Origin of the sequence: Streptomyces sp. yr375, assembly GCF_900110755.1 — a bacterium.
Lineage (GTDB): Bacteria > Actinomycetota > Actinomycetes > Streptomycetales > Streptomycetaceae > Streptomyces.
Genome location: NZ_FOFF01000009.1, coordinates 145,930 through 164,327, shown reverse-complemented (window position 1 = coordinate 164,327; position 18,398 = coordinate 145,930). Strand labels below are relative to the sequence as shown.

The 18,398-nt window shown below is 71.5% G+C and carries 18 protein-coding genes; 12 read left to right on the top strand and 6 right to left on the bottom strand.

Annotated elements, in window-relative coordinates:
* Positions 1-152: 152 nt before the first annotated feature.
* The 3 genes from panB to BMZ82_RS12660 all read left to right on the top strand — a co-directional run bounded on the left by panB (position 153) and on the right by BMZ82_RS12660 (position 2,997).
* Complete coding sequence (panB, locus tag BMZ82_RS12670) at positions 153-1,019, top strand: 3-methyl-2-oxobutanoate hydroxymethyltransferase (protein WP_093774916.1); 867 nt, start codon at positions 153-155, stop codon at positions 1,017-1,019.
* A gap of 131 nt (positions 1,020-1,150) precedes the next feature.
* Entirely contained in the window at positions 1,151-2,176 is a 1,026-nt protein-coding gene (locus BMZ82_RS12665) for an ATP-binding cassette domain-containing protein (protein WP_093774914.1), read from the top strand.
* Complete coding sequence (locus BMZ82_RS12660) at positions 2,173-2,997, top strand: ABC transporter permease (protein ID WP_093774912.1); 825 nt, start codon at positions 2,173-2,175, stop codon at positions 2,995-2,997. The genes BMZ82_RS12665 and BMZ82_RS12660 overlap by 4 nt, the downstream gene beginning before the upstream one ends.
* 36 nt (positions 2,998-3,033) lie before the next feature.
* Here the strand turns inward: BMZ82_RS12660 and BMZ82_RS12655 are convergent, their stop codons facing one another.
* On the bottom strand, positions 3,034-6,426 hold the full coding sequence (locus BMZ82_RS12655; protein ID WP_093774911.1) for an AfsR/SARP family transcriptional regulator: 3,393 nt from the start codon (positions 6,424-6,426) through the stop codon (positions 3,034-3,036).
* 282 nt (positions 6,427-6,708) lie between these two features.
* On the opposite strand from BMZ82_RS12655, the gene BMZ82_RS12650 reads away from it, so the two are divergent.
* Positions 6,709-7,506, top strand: coding sequence for a site-2 protease family protein (locus BMZ82_RS12650; RefSeq protein ID WP_093774909.1), 798 nt, complete (start codon positions 6,709-6,711; stop codon positions 7,504-7,506).
* Here BMZ82_RS12650 and BMZ82_RS40670 read toward each other — a convergent pair.
* Both BMZ82_RS40670 and npdG read right to left on the bottom strand, forming a co-directional pair.
* The gene (locus BMZ82_RS40670; protein WP_177244470.1) at positions 7,496-7,666 is read right to left on the bottom strand and encodes a hypothetical protein; all 171 of its coding nucleotides are present in this window, start codon (positions 7,664-7,666) and stop codon (positions 7,496-7,498) included. The two genes, BMZ82_RS12650 and BMZ82_RS40670, sit on opposite strands and share 11 nt — an antisense overlap.
* Positions 7,667-7,768: 102 nt before the next feature.
* Positions 7,769-8,527: an NADPH-dependent F420 reductase gene (gene npdG, locus BMZ82_RS12645; RefSeq protein WP_256251877.1), complete on the bottom strand. Its 759-nt coding sequence runs from the start codon at positions 8,525-8,527 to the stop codon at positions 7,769-7,771.
* Positions 8,528-8,631: 104 nt separating this feature from the next.
* Between npdG and BMZ82_RS12640 the strand changes: the two genes are divergently transcribed.
* Complete coding sequence (locus BMZ82_RS12640) at positions 8,632-9,228, top strand: hypothetical protein (RefSeq protein ID WP_093774907.1); 597 nt, start codon at positions 8,632-8,634, stop codon at positions 9,226-9,228.
* A 75-nt stretch (positions 9,229-9,303) separates the two neighbouring features.
* Positions 9,304-10,647, top strand: coding sequence for an MFS transporter (locus BMZ82_RS12635; RefSeq protein WP_093774906.1), 1,344 nt, complete (start codon positions 9,304-9,306; stop codon positions 10,645-10,647).
* A gap of 12 nt (positions 10,648-10,659) precedes the next feature.
* Here BMZ82_RS12635 and BMZ82_RS12630 read toward each other — a convergent pair whose 3' ends face one another.
* On the bottom strand, positions 10,660-10,896 hold the full coding sequence (locus tag BMZ82_RS12630; protein WP_093774905.1) for a hypothetical protein: 237 nt from the start codon (positions 10,894-10,896) through the stop codon (positions 10,660-10,662).
* A gap of 57 nt (positions 10,897-10,953) precedes the next feature.
* Here BMZ82_RS12630 and map point away from each other — a divergent pair, with 57 nt between their 5' ends.
* Both map and BMZ82_RS12620 read left to right on the top strand, forming a co-directional pair.
* Entirely contained in the window at positions 10,954-11,811 is an 858-nt protein-coding gene (gene map / locus BMZ82_RS12625; protein WP_093774903.1) for a type I methionyl aminopeptidase, read from the top strand.
* Between the two features lie 186 nt (positions 11,812-11,997).
* Positions 11,998-12,645, top strand: a complete 648-nt coding sequence (locus BMZ82_RS12620) for a biliverdin-producing heme oxygenase (RefSeq protein WP_093774901.1) — start codon at positions 11,998-12,000, stop codon at positions 12,643-12,645.
* A 95-nt stretch (positions 12,646-12,740) separates the two neighbouring features.
* Here the strand turns inward: BMZ82_RS12620 and BMZ82_RS12615 are convergent, their stop codons facing one another.
* Positions 12,741-12,941 carry a hypothetical protein gene (locus BMZ82_RS12615; RefSeq protein ID WP_093774899.1) on the bottom strand — a complete coding sequence of 67 codons (201 nt, stop codon included), beginning with the start codon at positions 12,939-12,941 and terminating at the stop codon, positions 12,741-12,743.
* 133 nt (positions 12,942-13,074) lie between these two features.
* A complete protein-coding gene (locus BMZ82_RS12610) occupies positions 13,075-13,719 on the bottom strand; it encodes a PhzF family phenazine biosynthesis protein (protein WP_093774897.1) in 645 nt (214 codons plus the stop codon).
* Positions 13,720-13,959: 240 nt separating this feature from the next.
* On the opposite strand from BMZ82_RS12610, the gene efeO reads away from it, so the two are divergent.
* Genes efeO through BMZ82_RS12590 form a run of 4 tightly spaced genes read left to right on the top strand, consistent with a single transcriptional unit; the run spans position 13,960 to position 18,264 of the window.
* Entirely contained in the window at positions 13,960-15,099 is a 1,140-nt protein-coding gene (gene efeO, locus BMZ82_RS12605) for an iron uptake system protein EfeO (RefSeq protein WP_093774895.1), read from the top strand.
* Between the two features lie 17 nt (positions 15,100-15,116).
* Complete coding sequence (gene efeB / locus BMZ82_RS12600) at positions 15,117-16,397, top strand: iron uptake transporter deferrochelatase/peroxidase subunit (RefSeq protein ID WP_093774893.1); 1,281 nt, start codon at positions 15,117-15,119, stop codon at positions 16,395-16,397.
* Positions 16,398-16,400: 3 nt separating this feature from the next.
* On the top strand, positions 16,401-17,294 hold the full coding sequence (gene efeU, locus BMZ82_RS12595) for an iron uptake transporter permease EfeU (protein ID WP_093774891.1): 894 nt from the start codon (positions 16,401-16,403) through the stop codon (positions 17,292-17,294).
* Positions 17,233-18,264: an SCO2278 family lipoprotein gene (locus tag BMZ82_RS12590; protein WP_093774889.1), complete on the top strand. Its 1,032-nt coding sequence runs from the start codon at positions 17,233-17,235 to the stop codon at positions 18,262-18,264. The genes efeU and BMZ82_RS12590 overlap by 62 nt, the downstream gene beginning before the upstream one ends.
* Positions 18,265-18,398 lie beyond the last annotated feature (134 nt).

Here is an 18,398-nt window from a genome sequence, read left to right as displayed (position 1 = left end):
TATCGATTCTCTTTCCGCGTTTCTTACCCTTTTCCTTACCGAGGCCTTACCCACGGGGGGGTGCTCTGGTCCTCCCCGACCCGAGGTGCCACCATGGGTGGTGGTCCGGGGACGCCGTGAGGGCGCCTCGAGATGACGAAGGAGTCGTTGCAATGACGCAGCTTTCGGCTGCCCACCCGAAGACCTCCGACGGCAGCAAGGCGCTGTACGGAGGGAAGGGCACCCGCCGCATCACCGTCCGCGACCTGGCCGTCGCCAAGGAGCGCGGCGAGAAGTGGCCCATGCTCACCGCGTACGACGCGACGACCGCGTCCGTCTTCGACGAGGCCGGGATCCCGGTGATCCTGGTCGGCGACTCGGCGGGCAACTGCCACCTCGGGTACGAGACGACCGTGCCCGTCACCCTCGACGAGATCACCATGCTGTCGGCGGCGGTCGTACGCGGTACGAAGCGCGCCCTGGTCGTCGGCGACCTGCCGTTCGGCTCCTACCAGGAGGGGCCGGTGCAGGCGCTGCGCTCGGCGACCCGGCTGGTGAAGGAGGCCGGGGTCGGGGCCGTGAAGCTGGAGGGCGGCGAGCGCTCGCACCGGCAGATCGAGCTGATGGTGGAGTCCGGCATCCCGGTCATGGCGCACATCGGCCTGACCCCGCAGTCCGTGCACACGACGGGTTACCGCGTGCAGGGGCGCGGCGAGGAGGCCGCGCAGCAACTGCTGCGCGACGCGAAGGCGATCCAGGACGCGGGCGCTTTCGCGGTGGTCCTGGAGCTGGTTCCGGCGGAGCTGGCGGCCGAGGTCACACGGATGCTGCACATCCCGACGATCGGCATCGGCGCCGGACCGCAGACCGACGCGCAGGTGCTGGTCTGGACCGACATGCTCGGGCTGACCGGCGGGCGGGTCCCGAAGTTCGTCAAGCAGTACGCCGACCTGCGGACGGTCATGGGCGACGCGGTGAAGGCGTTCGCCGAGGACGTCGTCGGCGGAACGTTCCCGCAGGAGGAGCACAGCGTCCACTGAGCCGACTCCGCACCAATGACGGCCCGCCGACCGTCCCCCGTCGGCGGGCTGTCGGCGTCGTGGGCGGGCTGTCGGCGTCGTGTAGGCGGGCTGTCGGTGGTCTGTCGGTGGGGGCTGGCACGGTTCTTCCCATGACGCGAATCGACAAGAACACCAGTGGCGCGGGAAGCGCTGTCACCGTTCGGGGGTTGGTCAAGCACTACGGCGAGACCAAGGCACTGGACGGCGTCGACCTGGACGTACGCGAGGGGACCGTGATGGGGGTGCTCGGGCCGAACGGCGCCGGGAAGACCACTCTCGTGCGGATCCTGTCCACCCTGCTCGCCCCCGACAGCGGGCAGGCCACCGTCGTCGGCTACGACGTCGTACGCCAGCCCCGGCAGTTGCGCCGGGTGATCGGGCTCACCGGGCAGTACGCCTCGGTGGACGAGAAGCTCCCCGGGTGGGAGAACCTGTACCTCATCGGGCGGCTGCTCGACCTGTCCCGCAAGGACGCCCGGACGCGCGCCGACGAGCTGCTGGAGCGGTTCTCGCTGACCGAGGCCGCCAAGCGGCCGGCGAGCACCTACTCCGGCGGTATGCGGCGGCGGCTCGACCTCGCCGCGTCGATGATCGGCCGGCCGCAGGTGCTGTTCCTGGACGAGCCGACCACCGGCCTAGACCCGCGCACCCGCAACGAGGTGTGGACCGAGGTCAAGTCGATGGTCGGGGAGGGCGTGACGGTCCTGCTGACCACGCAGTACATGGAGGAGGCCGAGCAGCTCGCCTCCGAGCTGACCGTGGTGGACCGGGGCAAGGTCATCGCGAACGGCGGGATAGAGGAGCTGAAGGCGAAGGTCGGCGGGCGGACGCTGCGCGTACGGCCCGTCGATCCGCTCCAGGTGCGGCCGCTGGCCCGGATGATCGACGAGCTGGGCGTCACCGGGCTCGCCGGCACCACCGTCGACACCGCGGGCGGCGCGCTGCTGGTGCCGATCCTCAGCGACGAGCAACTGACCGCGGTGGTCGGCGCGGTGATCGCGCGCGGGGTCACCGTCTCCGCCATCAGCACCGAACTCCCCAGCCTGGACGAGGTGTTCCTGTCCCTGACCGGCCACCGCGCCGGCACCTCGCAGGACACCGAGACCACCGAGACCCGCGAGGAGGTCGCCGTATGAGCGCCGCCACCCTGACCACCGCCACCGCCACTGTCGCGGACGCCCGTATCCCGCTGCGCAGCCACCTGCGGCACACCGGCGCGCTGATCCGCCGCAACCTGCTGTGGATCCGCCAGGACCCGGAGTCCATGTTCGACGCCGTACTGTTCCCGGTGATCTTCACACTGCTGTTCGTGTACGTCTTCGGCGGCTCCATCGGCCAGTCGCTGGGCGGCGGACAGGAGGCGTACGTGCAGTACGTCGTGCCGGGGCTGCTGGCCATGATGGGGATGAACATGTCCCAGGGCGTGGGCACCGGGTTCAACACCGACTTCAACTCCGGCGTCATGGACCGCTTCCGGTCCCTGCCGATCGGGCGCGGCTCGGTGCTGATCGCCAAGATCGTGGTGGAGCTGATGCGGATGCTCGTCGCGTGCGCGATCCTCCTGCTGGTGGGCGTGCTGGTGGGCTTCAACGTCACCAGTTGGCCCGGCCTGTTCGGCGCGGTGGGGCTCGCCACGGTGTTCGGCTCGGCGCTGATGTGGGTGTTCCTCACCCTCGGCGTGACGATGAAGAGCGCGCAGTCCGTGCAGGCCATGGGCTTCCTGGTGCTGATGCCGTTGCAGTTCGGCTCGTCGATCTTCGCGCCGACCAACTCGATGCCGGGCTGGCTGCAGAACTTCACCGAGTACAACCCGCTGTCCTCGCTCGCGGACGCGGCGCGCGGACTCATGGTGGGCGGTCCGGTCGCGCACGGGCTGTGGGTGACGCTGGCATGGTCGGTGGGGCTCACCGCGGTGATGGCGCCGGTCTCGATCCACAAGTTCCGCACCAAGCACTGAGCGCTGAGCACTGAGCACCAAGCCCTTGAAGGGCGCTCACACCAGGGCGGTGGCCCCCTCGTAGGAGAGGCCGCCGCCCTCGGCGTACGCGGCCTCGAACCGCTCGTCGCCGAGCGCGGCGCGGGTGCGGGTCATGGCCGCTTCGCGGGCCTCGCGCTCCGGGCGCGGGGACACGTAGCGCGACGGCAGCAGGGCGGCGGCCGCGCCCAGGCAGCGGGCGGCGTCGGCGGCGCGGCTGCCGCCGTCCACGCCGGTGAGCGCGGTCGCGGCGACGCAGAGGTAGAAGGAGCGGGTGTGCGGGGCCATGGCCACCGACAGCGGGTCCGTGGCCCGTTCCAGGGCCCCGCGGACACCGGTCAGGGCCTGCTCGTACCGGCCGTCGACGACGTCCAGCCAGGCCTCCGCGCCCAGGACGTACGCGTCGAAGAACACGAAGTGCCCGAAGGTGAAGTCCTCGCGCAGCAGCCGGAACTGCTCGCGGGCCTCGGCGGTGCGGCCGGTGAAGGAGAGCCAGCCGGCGAGGAAGAGGCGGGCGGCGGGGACGGCCTCGCTGCCGACGTGCTCGGGCCCGTCGACGACCTCGCGCAGGACGCGCTCGCCCCGCTCCTCCTCCCCCGACTCCAGCAGTACGTTGCCCAGCCGGGCCGAGAGGACCGCCGACTGGGCGCGGGCGCCGAGCCGTTCGGCGCACTCCATGGCGTCCATGAAGTCGGCGGCGGCCTGGTGGTAGGCGCCAAGCCGCTCGTGGGCCTCGCCGCGGGCGGAGAGGGCCTCGGCGACGCCCCAGTCGTCGCCCAGGCGCCGGAAGATCTCCAGCGCCTCGGCGGCGTCCCGGAAGGCGTTCTCGGCCCAGTCGGCGCGGTTGGCGAGGATGTTGGCGCGCAGTTGCAGGCAGGAGGCGAGCTCCCACTCGTAGCCGGGCGTGCGGCGGCAGGTGTCGATGTTGGCGTCGACGATCGTGCGGACGCGCTCCACGTCGCCCGACAGCAGCACGGCGTAGAACCAGAGCAGGCCGGGGGTGCGGCAGGTCTGCGGGAGGCCGGGCTCGTAGGCGGCGGCGATCAGGCGCAGCTTGGCCTGCGCGGCCGGGGTCTGCCAGGCCTCCAACTCGGTGTCCATGCAGGCGAGCTGGGCCAGATGGACACCGCGGCGTGCCTCCCGGAGGGCCTCGCCGGTCAGCGGGGGCGGGGCGTCGATGGCGGACTTCCACACCGGGGCGGCACGGTGCAGGGGTTCGGCGAAGGGGTCGGGGCCGAGGGCAATGACCTCGGCGCACCAGGTGCGGGCCTCGATGCGCAGGTCGCGCATCTGCCAGTACCAGACCAGGGACAGGGTCAGGCAGAGCGCCTCCTGCTCGTCGCGGGCGGCGACGGCGCGGCGCAGCGCGGTGCGCAGGTTCTCGTACTCCGTCTGGAAGCGGTCGACGGCGGCGCGCTGGCCGGGGCCGCGCAGCAACGGCTCGGTGGTGCGGGCGAGTTCGCGGTAGTACGTGAGATGGGCGCGCTCGGCGGCGGCCCGTCGGCCGGACTCGTCGAGCCGCTCGGCCGCGTACTCGGCGACGGTCTCCAGGAGCCGGTAGCGCATGTCGCCGCCGGGGCCGGGGGCGGCGACGACGAGCGACTTGTCGACGAGGGAGGCGAGCGGGGTCAGGGAGTCGAGCGGGCCGCGCGCGCCGGGGCCGCACACCGCCTCGACGGCGGCGAGGTCACAGCCGCGGGCGAAGACCGACAGCCGGGCCAGAACGTCGCGTTCGTCCTCGTCGAGCAGGTCCCAGGACCAGTCGACGACGGCCCGCAGGGTCTGCTGGCGGGGCAGGACGGTGCGGCTGCCGGAGGTGAGGAGCCGGAAGCGGTCGTCGAGCCGGTCGGCGATCTGACGGGGCGTCAACATCCTTAGCCGGGCGGCCGCGAGCTCGATCGCGAGGGGCAGACCGTCGAGACGCCGGCAGATCTCGGCGCAGGCCGCCGCGGTCTCGGCGTCGGCGTCGGTGCGGAAGCCGGGGCGGGCGGCTGCGCCGCGGTCGGCGAGCAGCCGCAGCGCGGCGGGCTGCGGCAGCGGGGCCAGCGGGCGCAGCACCTCGCCGGGCACGCCGAGCGGCTCCCGGCTGGTGGCCAGCACGGTCACCCCCGGGCAGCGCGCGAGCAGTTCCTCGACGAGGCGGGCGGCGGCCTCGACGACGTGCTCGCAGTTGTCGAGGACGATCAGCATGCGCCGTCGGGCGCAGTGCTCGACCAGCCGTTCCACGGGGTCGTCGTGGCGGTCTGAGGCGGCCCGCAACTCCTCGGCGCCGGCGCCGAACAACACGGTCTCGCGGGCGCCCACGGCGGTGAGGACGGCCTGCGGCACGGCGTCCGGGTCGGCGACGGGAGCGAGTTCGGCCAGCCAGACGCCGTCGCGCGCGCCGGGCCGGGCCGCGTCCCGTACGGCCTCGGCGGCCTCCTGCGACAGCCGCGTCTTCCCGGCCCCACCGGGCCCGAGCAAGGTAACAAGCCGCGCACTCGCCAGGTCCCCCCGAATGGCCACGATGTCCCCCTCCCGCCCGACGAAGGAGGTGAGCCGGGCGCGGAGATTACCTGCGGGTGGGGTTGGGTGCGGGGACTCGCCGGGGTCGGCGGGACGGCCGGGATCGCCGGAACGGGAAGCCCCCCTCGCGGCCACGCGGTCGCCCGGGGCTGTCCGGTCGCCCGGGGCCCCGTGGCCGTTCGGGTTGAGCAACTCTGCGTGGAGGGTGCGTAGTTCGGGGCCGGGGTCGGTGCCTAGGTGGGATGCCAGGAGGCGGCGGGTGGTGTCGTAGGCGGCCAGGGCCTGGGCTGTGCGGCCTGCTGCGCGTAGGGCGCGTAGGCGTAGGGCCTGGAGGGACTCGTCCAGCGGGTGGGCGTCGCACAGGGCCGTCAGTTCGGGCAGCGTCCGCTCGGCGTGGCCGAGGGCTATCGCGGCGGTGTGCCGGGCGCGCACCGCGTCGAGGCGGCGGGCCTCCCAGCGGGCCGCCTCGGCAGCCCGGTCGGGCAGGTCGGCGAGGGCCGGGCCCTGCCAGAGGGCGAGGGCGTCGTCGAGGAGCACGGCCGCCTTGGTGGGGTCGCCGTCGGCGAGGGCGCGCGTGCCGTCGGCGGTCAGCCGCTCGAACCGGTGCAGGTCGACGTCGTCGGGAGCGGCGGCCAGCCGGTAGCCGCCCTCGGCGGAGGCGATCGCGCCCGCCCCGAGGGCCCGGCGCAGCCGCCCGACCAGCGCCTGGAGCGCGCCCGGCGCGTCGGCGGGCGGGTTCCCGGCCCACACCTCCTCCGTCAGCAACCCCGCGGGCACGCTCCGCCCGGCCCGCAGCGCGAGCACGGTGAGCAGGGCGCGCAGCCGCGCCCCGCCGACGGTGACGGGGGTGCCGTCCGGACGGAGTGCCTGGGTGGTGCCGAGGATGCGATAGCGCACGGGGTCCATTCTCTCCGGTGGGAGCGCGGACGGTCACGGAGTTCGGGCGGGGTGGCGTGTGCGGCGCGGCGAGCGCGGGCGGGTCGGGCTTCCGTAAACCTCGGTCCGCCCTCGGTCCGCCCTCGGTCCGCCCTCGGTCCGCCCTCGGTCCGCCTTCGGTTCGCCCTCCTAGGAACCTATGGTCGGTCTCGGGACGTTTTCCCCGTACGTCCCGGCCAGGTACGGTCGGGCGGTTCCACGCGATCCAGATGTTCCCGATGTTCCACACGTGCTTACGAAGCAGGGGGCCCCATGACCACCGCCACCACCAGCCGCGGCGAGCGGAGGATCAGTCCCGTCTTTCTCGGGATCCTGGCCGTGACGGCGGTCACCGGCTGGGCGACCTGGACGGGGTTCGCCGAGCGGCCGGGCGTGGCGGTGTTCCTGTTCGTGACGGCCGCCTGGATCGTCTCCCTGTGTCTGCACGAGTACGCACACGCGCGTACCGCCCTGCACAGCGGTGACATCTCGGTCGGCGCGAAGGGGTATCTGACGCTCAACCCGCTGAAGTACACGCACGCCCTGCTCAGCATCGTGCTGCCGGTCATCTTCGTGATCATGGGTGGGATCGGTCTGCCGGGCGGCGCCGTCTTCATCGAGCGCGGGCGGATCCGGGGGCGGTGGCGGCACAGTCTGATCTCGGCGGCCGGCCCGCTGACGAACGTACTGTTCGCGGCGGTGTGCACGGCCCCGTTCTGGCTGCACGCGCTGGCCGGGGTGCCGGACGAGTTCCGGTACGCGCTCGCCTTCCTCGCCATGCTCCAGGTGACGGCCGCGCTCCTGAACTTCCTGCCGGTGCCTGGGCTGGACGGCTACGGGGTCGTCGAGCCCTGGCTGTCGCACGGCGTGAAGCGGCAGGTGGAGCCCTTCGCGCCGTTCGGGCTGCTGTTCGTGTTCGCGCTGCTGTGGGTGCCGGCGGTGAACCGGGAGTTCTTCGACGCGATCTACTGGGTCCTCGACGCGCTCGGGGTGCCCCCGGGCGAGATCGACTGCGGTCAGTGGCTGTACCGCTTCTGGGAGGGCACGCCCGACATGTGCGTCAGCCGGTGACGGTCTTGCCGCGCTTCACGTAGTACCAGCACATGTTGCTGGACAGCCCGGCCAGCAACACCCACACGACGCCCAGCCAACTGCCCTGCACGAAGGAGACGACGGCCGCGGCGGTGGCGAGGAGGCAGACGACGAGGGCGTAGAGGGCGAGGCGGGACATGGGGCTGCTCTCCTGTCGGGGCTCAGAGGACTCGGGGGGCTGAGGAGGCTGTAAAGGACTCGGGGGACACTGATACGGCTTCGCCCAGTGTCCCCCATGCGCTCATACGTCCGTGACGCGCAGGCCCGCGTGGGCCTTGTAGCGGCGGTTGACCGAGATCAGGTTGGCGACCAGGGACTCCACCTGGTGGGCGTTGCGCAGCCGCCCGGCGAACACGCCGCGCATGCCGGGGATCCGGCCGGCCAGCGCCTGCACGATCTCGACGTCGGCCCGCTCCTCGCCCAGCACCATCACATCGGTGTCGATCTCGTCGACCTCCGGGTCCTGGAGGAGGACCGCCGAGAGGTGGTGGAAGGCGGCGGCGACACGGGAGTCCGGCAGCAGGGCGGCGGCCTGCTCGGCGGCGCTGCCCTCCTCGGGCTTCAGCGCGTACGCGCCCTTCTTGTCGAAGCCGAGCGGGTTGACGCAGTCGACGACGAGCTTTCCGGCCAGTTCCTCGCGCAGTGACTCCAGGGTCTTGCCATGGCCGTCCCACGGTACGGCGACGATCACGATGTCGCTGCGGCGCGCGGTCTCGGCGTTGTCGGCGCCCTCGACGCCGTTGCCGATCTCGTCGGCGGCGGCCTGGGCGCGGTCGGCGGCACGCGAGCCGATGATCACCTGCTGGCCGGCCTTGGCGAGCCGGTAGGCGAGGCCCTTGCCCTGCGGACCGGTCCCGCCGAGCACGCCGACGACGAGCCCGGAGACGTCGGGAAGGTCCCACGGGTCCTTGGCGGGAGCCTTCGCCGGGGCACCCGCCGGGGCGCTCGCGGGGGCGCTCACAGGGGTGTTCTGTGCACTGTCACTGTCGGTAGAGGTCATGGACCGACTTTACGTGGGCGTGGCGGACGCCCCTTCGCCGCGCAGGGTGAACGGAACGGCGAACCGTCCGCCTCCGGTCGCCGATTGGGGCAGGATGCGGCCGCATGGACGCCGTACGGGTCGCGTTGTTGCGTGAGGTGCTCGCCGGGACCGAGTGGCTGGGGGCCACGCGGAGGTTCGGCGCGGTGCTGCGGGGGTCGGTCGTGTCGCACGGGGGCGGGCTGCTGCTGGTGGGGACGGCGGCGTACGAGCCGTGGCATCTCGCGGCGCATCTGGTGGACGAGGCGGCGTGGTCGGGTACGCCGGAGCTGGCGCCGACGCTCGTCCGGCATGCCGCGCGGCCCTCGGACCCCGCGCATCTCGCGGTGGGCCTGGGCCGGATCGAGGCGGCCCGGCGGGGCGAGACGCTGCTCGTGGCATCTCCGTCGGGGGACGCGCCGCTCCTCGAACGCGTGGCGGACGCCCGTCGCGCCGGCGTCACGATCCTCGCCCTCGGCCCCGGCGAGGGAGACCTGACGGCCCTGGCCCACGAGACGCTGCCCGTGCCGGACGGCTCCGAGCTGGACCTCGACACCGTGCAGCACCTGGTGAGCGCGGCGGCCGGCGAGACCCTCCCCCCGACCAGAGGCCGCCGCCGCCTCACCGACCGCCTCACCCACCTCGCCGAACGCCTGACAGCCCCGCCCCCTCCCCCCTGGTAACCCTCCACCCGCCCACCCGCCTCAGGGCGAAAAGCAGTTGCCCGGCCCTTCCCCGGCGGCCGAACATGGCCCCTCGTGACCCCCGACGACACCCCCGCCGCCGCCTCCCCCTCCCCCACCGGGTTCCGCGCACTGCTTCCCGACCTTGCTCCCTGGCGGGCCTCACGGGACTTCCGGCGGCTCTGGGTGTCGGGGACCGTCTCCAACTTCGGGAGTTTCCTCACCTTTGTCGCGCTGCCGGTGCAGATGAAGGAACTGACCGGATCGGCCGTGGCCGTGGGGGCGATCGGGGCCGTCGAGCTGGTGCCGCTCCTGGTGTTCGGGCTGTACGGCGGGGCGCTCGCCGACGCGTGGGACAAACGGAAGCTGATCCTGTGGACGGAGGCCGGGCAGGGACTGCTCAGCGCCGCGCTGCTGGTCAACGCGCTGATGCCCGGCCCCGCGCTCTGGCCGCTGTACCTCGTCGCCGCGCTGTCCTCCGCCCTCTCCTCCGTCCAACGGCCCGCGCTGGACTCGCTGTGGCCGCGCATCGTCGCCCACGAGCACCTGCCGGCGGCGGCCTCGCTGAACTCGCTGCGGTGGACCGTGGGCGGGGTCGCCGGACCGGCGCTGGCCGGCGTCGTCGTCGCGTACGCGGGTCTCGGCTGGGCCTACGCCGCCGACCTGCTCACCTTCGTCGCCTCCGTCGCCCTGGTCGTCCCGATCGCCGCCTCGCCCGCCGCGCACGAGGCCGCGAAGCCCTCGCTCAGGGCGATCGCCGAGGGCGCCCGGTACGCCTGGAGCCGCAAGGAGCTCCTCGGTACGTACGCCGTCGACCTGGCCGCGATGTTCCTCGCGATGCCGCTCGCCGTCCTGCCGTTCCTCGCCGACGAACTGGACGCGCGGTGGTCGCTCGGCCTGATGTACGCGGCCGTGCCGGCGGGGGCGCTGCTCGTGAGCCTGACCAGCGGCTGGACCGCGCGGGTGCACCGGCACGGGCGGCTGGTGGTGCTGTCGGCCGCGCTGTGGGGCCTGGCGATCGCGGGCGCGGGGCTCGTGGGGGACGTCTGGCTGGTGCTGCTGTTCCTGGTCCTGGCCGGCGGCTTCGACATGGTCAGCGGGATCTTCCGCGGGGTGATGTGGAACCAGACGATCCCGGACGAGCTGCGCGGACGGCTCGCCGGGATCGAGCTGCTGTCCTACTCGGTGGGGCCGACGGTCGGCCAGTTGCGCAGCGGCGGCTTCGCGGGGTGGCTGGGGGTGCGGACGTCCGTCTGGTCGGGCGGGGTGCTGTGCGTCGGGGCGGTGGGACTGCTCGCGCTCTGCCTGCCGGGGCTGATGACGTACGACGTCCGCACGAACGAGCACGCGGCGCGGCTGCGGAACCAGCGGACCGCGACCGCAGCCGGAGCCGCAGCCGCGCCCGTCGTGGACGTGTGAACGGGTGTGTGATCAGTCCTCGTCCGGTGTGCCGCCCGTCGTCGGGGCGTCGTGCCACTTGGGGTCGTTCTCCCACTGGAGGTTGCGCTCCCGGGCGCTCTCCATCGCGTGCTCGGCCTCCACGCGGGTGGGGTAAGGGCCGAAGCGGTCCTTGCCCGGGCACTCCGGCCCCTCCTCGACCTTCTTGTGCTCCAGGCAGTAGTACCACTCGCCCGGCTTGCCGACGGTCCGCTTCTTGAACAGGGGCATGACGGCTCCTCTCGCCACCGACATGTTCCCCCATGGCCGCTCGTTAGACTCACCGGCATGTCTGGCCAGTCGCTACTCGTCCCAGGGGTGCAGTCCCCCATCCGTTCCGTGCCCGGAAACATCCGCCGCCCCGAGTACGTCGGCAAGCCCGCGCCGACGCCGTACACCGGACCGGAGGTGCAGACGCCCGAGACGGTCGAGGCGATGCGCCGGGCCGGCCGGATCGCCGCGCAGGCGATGGCGGAGGCCGCGAAGCTGATCTCGCCGGGGGTCACCACCGACGAACTCGACAAGGTCGCGCACGACTACATGTGCGACCACGGCGCCTACCCGTCGACCCTGGGCTACCGCGGCTTCCCGAAGTCCCTGTGCACCAGCGTCAACGAGGTCATCTGCCACGGCATCCCGGACTCGACGGTGCTGCGCGACGGCGACATCGTCAACCTGGACGTGACGGCGTACATCGGCGGTGTGCACGGCGACAACAACGCCACGTACCTGGTGGGGGACGTCGACGAGGAGTCGCGGCTGCTGGTGGAGCGGACCCGGGAGTCCCTGGATCGGGCGATCAAGGCGGTCCGGCCCGGCCGGCAGATCAACATCATCGGGCGGGTCATCGAGTCGTACGCGAAGCGGTTCGGGTACGGCGTGGTGCGGGACTTCACGGGGCACGGGATCAACTCGTCGTTCCACTCCGGGCTGATCATCCCGCACTACGACAGCCCGCACGCGACGACCGTCATCCAGCCCGGGATGACGTTCACGATCGAGCCGATGCTGACGCTCGGCACCCACGACTACGACATGTGGGACGACGGCTGGACCGTGGTGACCAAGGACCGCAAGCGGACGGCCCAGTTCGAACACACCCTGGTGGTGACGGAGACGGGGGCGGAGATCCTCACCCTCCCGTAGCCGTCCACCGGCAGTCGTCCATCGGCAGCCCTCTACCGGCCTGCGCCGGTCAGCCCGCTCTCCTGCTCGGAGGGCGGGCTTTTCGTGTGCCGGGTAGGTTTTTGCCGACGGACTGTCGGGAAACATACCGACAGAAGGTCGGCAAGGCGTTGACTTAGGTAAGCCTAACCATAGAAAATCGAGCCCATGGACTCCTTCTCGACAGTGATCCGCACCGCGTCCCACGAGCAGCATGTGGAGGCCGAGACCTCGACGTTCATGAGCGACCTCCTCGGCGGCAGGCTGGGCGTCGAGGCGTACGCGCGCTACACCGAGCAGCTCTGGTTCGTGTACGAGGCGCTGGAGACTGGCGCCGGGCGGCTGGCCTCGGACCCGGCGGCGGGGCCCTTCATACGGCCCGAGCTGTTCCGGCTGCCGGCGCTGGAGCGCGACCTCGCGCATCTGCGGGGCGCGGGGTGGCGGGCGGGTCTTTCGGCCCTGCCGGCGACCGAGGCGTACGCGGCGCGGGTGCGGGAGTGCGCCGAGCGGTGGCCTGCCGGGTACATAGCCCACCACTACACGCGCTACCTGGGCGATCTCTCCGGCGGGCAGATCATCCGCGACAAGGCGGAGCGCACCTGGGGCTTCGAGCGCAAGGGCGACGGCGTCCGGTTCTACGTCTTCGAGGGGATCGGCAACCCGGCGGCGTTCAAGCGGGGGTACCGGGAGCTGCTGGACGGGGTGCGCGTGGACGATCTGGAGAAGCAGCGGATCGTGAGCGAGTGCAAGCGGGCGTTCGCGCTGAACACGGCGGTCTTCCGGGCCCTGGGCGAGGAGTTCCCGCTCTCGGCATGAGCCGGGCCCCCGCGCCGCACGGCGAGGAGGCCCGGGATGACGTCACGTCACATCACGTCACGTCGCATCACGTCATGTACGTCATGCTCGTCATGTCAGAAGCGGTGGCAGTGCGCGCCGCCCCAGACGATGTCGGCGGACGAGGTGTCGATCCCGCCGAAGTACGGGCTGCAGATGCCCTCGTCGCCGCCGAAGTGGTGGTGGCGGGGACCCTCGTCGGCGGTGGCGGTCGTCGCGCCGACGGCGGTGAGGGCGATGCCCAGGACGGTTGCGGCCAGGACGGATCGGATACGCATGGTGTTCCTCTCACGGGGCTGAGTGGTCACGCCCAGAGGTCCCCGTTCGCCCCCGCTCGTCCCCGCCCGCACACCCCAGACCACCCGTACGGCCGTCCAAAAGACCACGGACGCGCGCAACCGGCCGTAGGGTTCAGCGCTCCAGGAACACCCGGCCGCCGATCTCCACCCAGCCGTACGGCTGCGGCGCGGTCAGGATCTGGGAGCCCGCGCCCTGGGTGATGTTGAGTGCGCGGCCGAGCTGTTCGGTGAGCAGGAGGGCCGCGGCGCCCGTCGCCTCGTCCTCGTCGATGCCGTCGTCGCGGCCGGGGAAGCCGCGGGCGCGGACGCGGCCGGCGGACTCGTCCTCCCAGGCCCAGGCGTAGAGCCACTCGCCCTTCGGCGGTATGGCGAGGTCGTCGACCTCGGCGGCGGTGGCGTACCGGCGCAGGGTGCGCGGCGGGGCCCACTCCGCGCGCGCCTCGATCCAGGTGAACTCGCCGTCCAGGCGGGTGCCGACGACGCCGGCCGGGGTGACGAGTTCGGGTATGTCGAGCAGCCAGGCGACGCCGACGCACGGGTAGCCCGCGAAGGGCAGGCGGGCGGTGGGGGTGTAGATGTCGATGATCCCGCGCTCGGGGTCGTCGACGAACACGGTCTCGCTGAAGCCGAGTTTCGCCGCGAGGTCCTGCCGGTCCGCGCGGTCCGGCAGCAGCGAGCCTTCGCGCACCACGCCCAGTTCGTTGCCGTAGCCGCCGTTCGGCGCGCAGAAGACGCGGAGCACGTCGTAATCAGTCACCGGGGAATTGAAACACCGCCCGGGGAGGTGAACCTCCAAGTGGAATCTTTGAATCTCCTTTGACCATCCCTTGGGGTCTGTTTTGAGCCACCGTGATCGGCTCGTGTCCTTGGCGCGCCTTTGAGAGGTGAATCACGGCACGGGCGGGTATTACGCAGGTAAGCCTTGGATAAGTTAGGCGAGGCTCACCAACCCTGTGAGTCCTGTCACGTGAATATTCAGCCATCGCTGGGAGCCCGAATGCGAGCCGCCAGACTGTCCGTCGTCACCGCCGTCACCGCCGTGACCGCACTGACCGCCGTCACGGGGTGCACCTCGAAGAGTGACGCGAAAGACGGCGACCGTGTCATCAGCGTGACCGCCACCGACTCCAAGTGCGAGACCTCCAAGAAGGAGATCTCCGCCGGGCACGTCGAGCTCGCCATCGAGAACAAGGGTTCCAAGGTCACCGAGGTCTACGTCCTCTTCCCGGACGACCGCGTCGTCAGCGAGCGCGAGAACATCGGCCCCGGCACCAAGCAGCGGGTCACCGCCGAGGTGAAGGCCGGTTCGTACGAGATCGCCTGCAAGCCGGGCATGAAGGGCGACGGCATCCGCCAGGCCCTCAAGGTCACCGGCGGTTCCGTCGCCAAGCGCGACCCCCGCCTGGACAAGGCGGTGGCCGCCTACCGCGGCTACGCGCAGACCCAGGCCGACGAGACACTGCCCCGGGTCGCCACCTTCGTCGCGGCGATCAAGGCCGGAAACATCGAGGCCGCGAAGAAGGCCTACGCCCCGTCCCGTATCGGCTGGGAGCGCACCGAGCCGGTCGCCGAGTCCTTCGGCGACATCGACCCGCTGGTCGACACCCGCGCGGACGGCCTGGAGGCCGGCCAGAAGTGGACCGGCTGGCACCGCCTGGAGAAGTCGCTCTTCGCGGACAAGAAGATCACCGCCGAGGACAAGACCCTCGCCGACCAGCTCGTCACGGACCTGACGGACTGGCAGAAGCGGGTCGGCAAGGCCGAGATCACCCCGACCTCGATGGCCAACGGCGCCAAGGAGCTGCTCGACGAGGTCGCCACCGGCAAGATCACCGGCGAGGAGGACCGCTACGCGCACACCGACCTGGTCGACTTCAAGGCCAACGTCGAGGGCGCGCAGCAGTCGTACGAGCTGCTGAAGCCGGTCGCCGCGGAGAACGACGCGGCCCTGACCACCGAGCTGGACAAGCAGTTCGCCGCGCTGAACACGCTGCTGGACACCTACCGCCCCAACACGTCGTCGTACGAGTTCACGTCGTACGAGAAGGTCGGCGCCGCCGACCGCAAGAAGCTGTCGGACGCGGTCAACGCGCTCGCCGAGCCGCTGTCCAAGCTCGCCGCCGCCGTGGCGAAGTAGCCGGGGAGACCAGGGACATGTCCGAGACCCAGAGCAGCGAGCACAGCCCGAGCGCCAGCGGCGGCAGCAGCAGTCCGTCCCGTCGGTCGCTGATCGGGTGGGGCGGTGCCGGGCTCGCGCTCGGCGCGGCCGCGGCCGGCGGCGCGGTCGCGATGACCCGTACCGGGAACGACGTCGACCCCGCGGCGGCCGACACGGGCGGCGCCGTCGACTTCCACGGCGCGTACCAGGCGGGCATCGCCACGCCCGTGCAGGACCGGCTGCACTTCGCCGCGTTCGACGTGCAGACGGACGACCGCGCCGAGTTCGTCCGGTTGCTGAAGGACTGGACCGAGGCGGCGCGCCGGATGACGGCCGGGAAGGCGGTCGGGGAGGGCGCGTACGGCGGTCTCCCCGAGGCCCCGCCGGACGACACCGGCGAGGCTCTGGGGCTCAAGCCGTCCCGGCTGACCCTGACGATCGGGTTCGGGCCGTCCCTGTTCGCCAGATTCGGGCTCAAGGACCAGCGGCCGGACGCCCTCGTCGACCTGCCGCAGTTCGCCGGGGACGCGCTCGACGCGGCCCGCAGCAACGGCGACCTGTGCGTCCAGGCCTGCGCGGACGACCCGCAGGTCGCCGTGCACGCGATCCGCAACCTGGCCAGGATCGGGATGGGCAAGGTCGTCATCCGCTGGTCGCAGCTCGGTTTCGGCAAGACGTCGTCCACGACGCCCGAGGCACAGACCCCGCGCAACCTGATGGGCTTCAAGGACGGCACCCGCAACATCGCGGGCACCGAGACGGACCGGCTGAAGAAGTTCGTGTGGGCCGACGAGAAGGACGGTCCCGCCTGGATGGCGGGCGGTTCGTATCTCGTCGCCCGCCGGATCCGGATGCACATCGAGACCTGGGACCGGACCCCGCTCCAGGAGCAGGAGGACATCTTCGGGCGGGACAAGGGCGAGGGCGCGCCGGTCGGCAAGGCCAAGGAGCACGACGCGCCGTTCCTGAAGGCGATGAAGCCGGACGCGCACGTACGGCTCGCGCATCCGGACTCCAACCAGGGGGCGACGATCCTGCGCCGCGGCTACTCCTTCACCGACGGCACCGACGGTCTCGGCCGTCTGGAGGCGGGCCTGTTCTTCCTCGCCTACATGCGGGACGTGAGCGACGGTTTCATCCGCATCCAGCGCCATCTGGCGACCGACGCGCTCAACGAGTACATCCAGCACGTGGGTTCGGCCGTCTTCGCCGTCCCGCCGGGCGTCCGTGACAAGGACGACTGGTGGGGCCGGACGCTGTTCTCCAAGGAGGCGTGACCCGTGTTCTCCAACTACCTGATCGGACTGCGCGAGGGCCTGGAGGCCAGCCTCGTCGTCTGCATCCTCATCGCCTACCTGGTGAAGACCGACCGCCGGGACGCGCTGAAGCCGGTGTGGAGCGGCATCGCCATCGCGATCGTCATCGCGATGGGCTTCGGCTGCGTCCTCGAATTCGGCTCGCAGGAGCTGACGTTCGAGGCGCAGGAGGCGCTCGGCGGGTCGCTGTCGATCGTCGCCGTGTGCCTGGTGACGTGGATGGTGTTCTGGATGCGGCGCACCGCCCGGCACCTGAAGTCGGAACTGCACGGCAAGCTGGACGCGGCCCTCGCGATGGGCACGGGCGCGCTGGTCGCGACCGCGTTCCTCGCGGTCGGCCGGGAGGGCCTGGAGACGGCCCTGTTCGTGTGGGCGTCGGTGCACGCGGCCGGCGACGGCACCCCGCGCCCGCTGATCGGCGTCGCGCTGGGCCTGGCGACGGCCGTCCTGCTGGGCTGGCTGTTCTACCGCGGGGCGCTGCGGATCAACCTGGCGAAGTTCTTCACCTGGACGGGCGGCATGCTCGTCGTCGTGGCCGCGGGCGTGCTGGCGTACGGCGTCCACGACCTCCAGGAGGCCGACTGGATCCCGGGGTTGACGAACAAGGCGTTCGACATCAGCGGCACGATCCCGCCGGACAGTTGGTACGGCACGCTGCTGAAGGGCGTGTTCAACTTCCAGCCCGATCCGACGGTCCTCCAGGTCACGGTGTGGCTGCTGTACCTGGTCCCGACACTCGCGCTGTTCCTCGCCCCGGTAGGGTTCGCCTCCGGGAAGGGGAGGGTGAAGTCACCTGATGACCAGGGAACGCAGCCTGACGACCGGGGTTCGCAGGCCTCGAAAACTCCGCAGGCGTGACCGGTACGCACGGTACGCACTCATAGCGGCCTCGCTCGCCGCCGTCTCGCTCGCGGCGAGCGGCTGCACGGTGGTCCACGGGGAGCGCGAGGTGCTGCCGGCGGCCACACGGGCGGAGGCCGCGAAGGCGGTCGAGCAGTTCACGGCCGCGTACAACAAGGCGGATGCCGCGTACGACAGTTCGCTGGACGCCGCGTACACCGCCGGCGCCCTCGGGGCCATCGACGCGGCGCGGCTGAAGGCGGGGCGGGTCAACAACCCCGGCGGCAATCCGCAGCACACTCCGTTGGTGTTGTCGGACGTGAAGTACACGATCGTCGAGAAGGCGGGCTGGCCGCGGTGGTTCATCGCCGACGCGAAGGGCAGCACCGGCAACGACTCCCGGTGGCTGATGGTGTTCACCCGGGGCGGGCTGGCGGAGCCGTGGCAGGCGACGTATCTGACGCTGGTGGCGCCGGGGGCGGTGCCGGAGTTCAAGAAGGACGCGGACGGTTTCGCGGCGGCCGTTCCTGCGGACACCGCCGAACTGGCGTTGCCGCCATCGGACTTGAGCAAGGACTACGCGGCGTATCTGCAGAGCGGTAAGGGTGTCTTCGCGGACGGGGCGTACACCGATGTGCTGCGGGACACTCGGGCGAAGAACACCACCAAGCCGGGGCTTGTCACGCAGTTCATCGACCAGCCGTTGACCGGGGGCGACTTCGGGCCGTTGGCGGTGCGGACCGTGGAAGGGGGGGCGTTGGTGTTTTTTGCCACGCATCACTACACGAAGCAGACGGCTGCGCCGGGCGTGGCCGTTCCTGTTGCCAACCGGAGTGTGCAGGCTTTGACGGTTGGTGAGGTGAAGTCCTCGTTGACTATGGAGTTTGTGTCGAGTGGGGTTGCTTTGGATCCTGGGGCGACTTCGGGGAGTGGGAAGGTGTCGATGGTGAGTCGGTTGGAAGGGTTGACCGGGGCTAAGGGGGAGTAGGGGGGTCGTGTTTCGTCTGCGGGTTCGCTGTGGCTGGTCGCGCAGTTCCCCGCGCCCCTGGGGGGGTTGCAGTCGGCCCGCGTTGGCCTCGCGCCCTTGAAAAACGCTCGTGCGCCCCTGACGAATGCCCGCGG

Excerpts from the sequence above, each read along its gene's own strand:
- panB (WP_093774916.1), top strand. The coding sequence starts at position 153 with ATGACGCAGCTTTCGGCTGCCCACCCGAAGACCTCCGACGGCAGCAAG.
- BMZ82_RS12665 (WP_093774914.1), top strand. The coding sequence starts at position 1,151 with ATGACGCGAATCGACAAGAACACCAGTGGCGCGGGAAGCGCTGTCACC.
- BMZ82_RS12660 (WP_093774912.1), top strand. The coding sequence starts at position 2,173 with ATGAGCGCCGCCACCCTGACCACCGCCACCGCCACTGTCGCGGACGCC.
- BMZ82_RS12655 (WP_093774911.1), bottom strand. The coding sequence starts at position 6,426 with ATGGACCCCGTGCGCTATCGCATCCTCGGCACCACCCAGGCACTCCGT.
- BMZ82_RS12650 (WP_093774909.1), top strand. The coding sequence starts at position 6,709 with ATGACCACCGCCACCACCAGCCGCGGCGAGCGGAGGATCAGTCCCGTC.
- BMZ82_RS40670 (WP_177244470.1), bottom strand. The coding sequence starts at position 7,666 with ATGTCCCGCCTCGCCCTCTACGCCCTCGTCGTCTGCCTCCTCGCCACC.
- npdG (WP_256251877.1), bottom strand. The coding sequence starts at position 8,527 with ATGACCTCTACCGACAGTGACAGTGCACAGAACACCCCTGTGAGCGCC.
- BMZ82_RS12640 (WP_093774907.1), top strand. The coding sequence starts at position 8,632 with ATGGACGCCGTACGGGTCGCGTTGTTGCGTGAGGTGCTCGCCGGGACC.
- BMZ82_RS12630 (WP_093774905.1), bottom strand. The coding sequence starts at position 10,896 with ATGCCCCTGTTCAAGAAGCGGACCGTCGGCAAGCCGGGCGAGTGGTAC.
- map (WP_093774903.1), top strand. The coding sequence starts at position 10,954 with ATGTCTGGCCAGTCGCTACTCGTCCCAGGGGTGCAGTCCCCCATCCGT.
- BMZ82_RS12620 (WP_093774901.1), top strand. The coding sequence starts at position 11,998 with ATGGACTCCTTCTCGACAGTGATCCGCACCGCGTCCCACGAGCAGCAT.
- BMZ82_RS12615 (WP_093774899.1), bottom strand. The coding sequence starts at position 12,941 with ATGCGTATCCGATCCGTCCTGGCCGCAACCGTCCTGGGCATCGCCCTC.
- efeO (WP_093774895.1), top strand. The coding sequence starts at position 13,960 with ATGCGAGCCGCCAGACTGTCCGTCGTCACCGCCGTCACCGCCGTGACC.
- efeB (WP_093774893.1), top strand. The coding sequence starts at position 15,117 with ATGTCCGAGACCCAGAGCAGCGAGCACAGCCCGAGCGCCAGCGGCGGC.
- BMZ82_RS12590 (WP_093774889.1), top strand. The coding sequence starts at position 17,233 with ATGACCAGGGAACGCAGCCTGACGACCGGGGTTCGCAGGCCTCGAAAA.